Genomic DNA, 2,167 nt, shown 5'->3' with positions numbered 1-2,167 from the left:
GGCGCCAGCGGCAGCAAAACCAGCGAAGTCGCCATGTTGCGCAGGTCAAGCAGGCCCAGCCAGGCATACGGAATCCACTTGGAAAGGTTGATGACAAAAAAGAAGGCGGCCATGGTGGCCGTGAACTTCACAGGGCTCAGGCGCATGGGAATCACATAGGCGCTCAGGGGCGGCCCGCCTGCGTGAGACACAAAGCTCGTGAAGCCCGAGGTCACCGTCAGAATGGCGCCCAGCCACTTGGGTGGTGGCGGGCTGTCGGGCCGGGGCGGGAACAACAGTCGCTGCGCCAAAAACAACAAGGTGAATATTCCCACCACCCCAGCCACGACCCTGGCGTCCAGCACCTTGAACAACAGCGCCCCCACCACGGTTCCCACCAAACCAAAAGGGATCAGGAATTTCAGAAACTTCACATCGAAGTCCCGGCGAAAAGCCGCCAGCCCCAGCAAGTCCATCAGCAGCAGGACAGGCATCAGGATGGCGGCGGCCTGGGGCACCGTGACGGCCAGCGCCATGACGGGAACCGCAAGAGAACCGAAGCCGGCCCCAAAACCACTTTTGCTGATGCCCAGCATCAGCACGGCAGGAATCGCCACCGCATAGAAAAAGGGGTCGGTGATCAGCGGGAAATCCATGGATTCAAGCGAAAAACATCAGTTACCCAGAAGGGACGGGCGCAAGCAGCTATTAAAACAATAGCAGACCGGAACCGAGGATGTATTTCACCACAGGCCGTCCATGCAATGGCGATCGCCTCAGACGCCCCCGTGCGCGAGGGGATGCCCAGTCACGGTCTGGGCTAGACACGCTCCAGAATCACCGCGATGCCCTGCCCTACTCCGATGCACATGGTGGCCAGCGCATAACGGCCGCCTCCCTTGTGCAACTGGTTGACGGCCGTGGTGGCCAGGCGCGCGCCCGAGGCGCCCAGCGGGTGACCCAGCGCGATGGCGCCGCCGTTGGGGTTGACGCGCGGATCGTCGTCCCGCACACCCAACATGCGCAGCACAGCCAGACCTTGAGCTGCAAAGGCTTCGTTGAGTTCGATCACGTCCATCTGCGCCATCGTGAGACCGGTGAGCGCCAGCACTTTTTGTGTGGCCGGGGCAGGGCCGATGCCCATGATGCGCGGCGCCACACCGGCAGTGGCCATGCCGACCACGCGCGCCTTGGGTGTAAGGCCGTTCTTTGCGGCAGTGGCTTCGTCGGCCAGCAGCAACGCGCAAGCGCCGTCATTCACGCCGCTGGCGTTGCCGGCGGTCACTGTGCCGTCGGGCCGCACCACGCCCTTGAGCCTGGCCAGCGCTTCGAGCGAGGTTTCACGTGGGTGTTCGTCTTTGCTCACCACGATGGGGTCGCCCTTTTTCTGGGCAATCGTCACCGGCGTGATCTCAGCGTCGAAGTAGCCGGCCTTTTGTGCGGCCACGGCTTTGAGCTGGCTGGCCAGCGCCATTTTGTCCTGGTCTTCGCGGCTGATCTTGTAGTCGGTAGCGACGTTCTCGGCCGTCTCGGGCATGGCATCAACGCCGTATTTTTCTTTCATCAGCTTGTTGATGAAACGCCAGCCGATGGTGGTGTCATACACCGCGTTTGCGCGGCTGAAGGCGCTCTCGGCCTTGGGCATCACAAAGGGCGCGCGGCTCATGCTCTCGACACCGCCGGCGATCATCAGGGTGGCCTCGCCCGACTTGATGGCACGTGCGGCGCTGCCCAAGGCATCCAGGCCCGAGCCGCACAGGCGGTTGATGGTGGAGCCCGGCACGTCCATGGGCAGGCCCGCCAGCAAGGCGGCCATGCGCGCCACATTGCGATTGTCTTCCCCGGCCTGGTTGGCGCAGCCGTAGAGCACATCTGTGACGGCCTGCCAATCCACGTTCGGGTTGCGCGCCATCAGCGCCTTGATCGGGATCGCACCCAGGTCGTCGGTGCGCACGCTGCTGAGGGCGCCGCCGTAGCGGCCGAAGGGGGTGCGGATGGCGTCGCAAATGAAAGCTTGGGTCATGGTGTGTGTGCGTTGAGAGAAGTGAGATCAGGCGGCCGCAATCGGCAGGCCCACCAGTTTTTCAAGTTCGGTGTGTGTGAGGCCTTCGACGGTGTCGATCAGCTTCAGACCCTGCGGTGTGCATTCCAGCGTGGCGATGTCGGAGTACACACGCTTGACGCAGGC

2 protein-coding genes and 1 pseudogene are annotated in these 2,167 nt (G+C 63.2%); all 3 read right to left on the bottom strand.

Annotated features, from left to right (window positions below; translation table 11 throughout):
• On the bottom strand, positions 1–635 hold a 635-nt coding region (locus AC1DWI_RS20540), incomplete at its 3' end, for a sulfite exporter TauE/SafE family protein (RefSeq protein ID WP_477725615.1).
• A 164-nt stretch (positions 636–799) separates the two neighbouring features.
• The gene (pcaF, locus tag AC1DWI_RS20535; protein ID WP_477668312.1) at positions 800–2,002 is read right to left on the bottom strand and encodes a 3-oxoadipyl-CoA thiolase; all 1,203 of its coding nucleotides are present in this window, start codon (positions 2,000–2,002) and stop codon (positions 800–802) included.
• 27 nt (positions 2,003–2,029) lie between these two features.
• Positions 2,030–2,167: pseudogene (locus AC1DWI_RS20530) on the bottom strand (3-oxoadipate CoA-transferase); the annotation flags it as partial.

The sequence above is a fragment of the Polaromonas sp. P3_C2 genome (genome assembly GCF_056402675.1).
This window is presented reverse-complemented; position numbering and strand designations above follow the sequence as displayed.

Bases quoted from the DNA above. Each gene is read 5' to 3' on its own strand.
- pcaF (WP_477668312.1), bottom strand. From the start codon at position 2,002: ATGACCCAAGCTTTCATTTGCGACGCCATCCGCACCCCCTTCGGCCGC.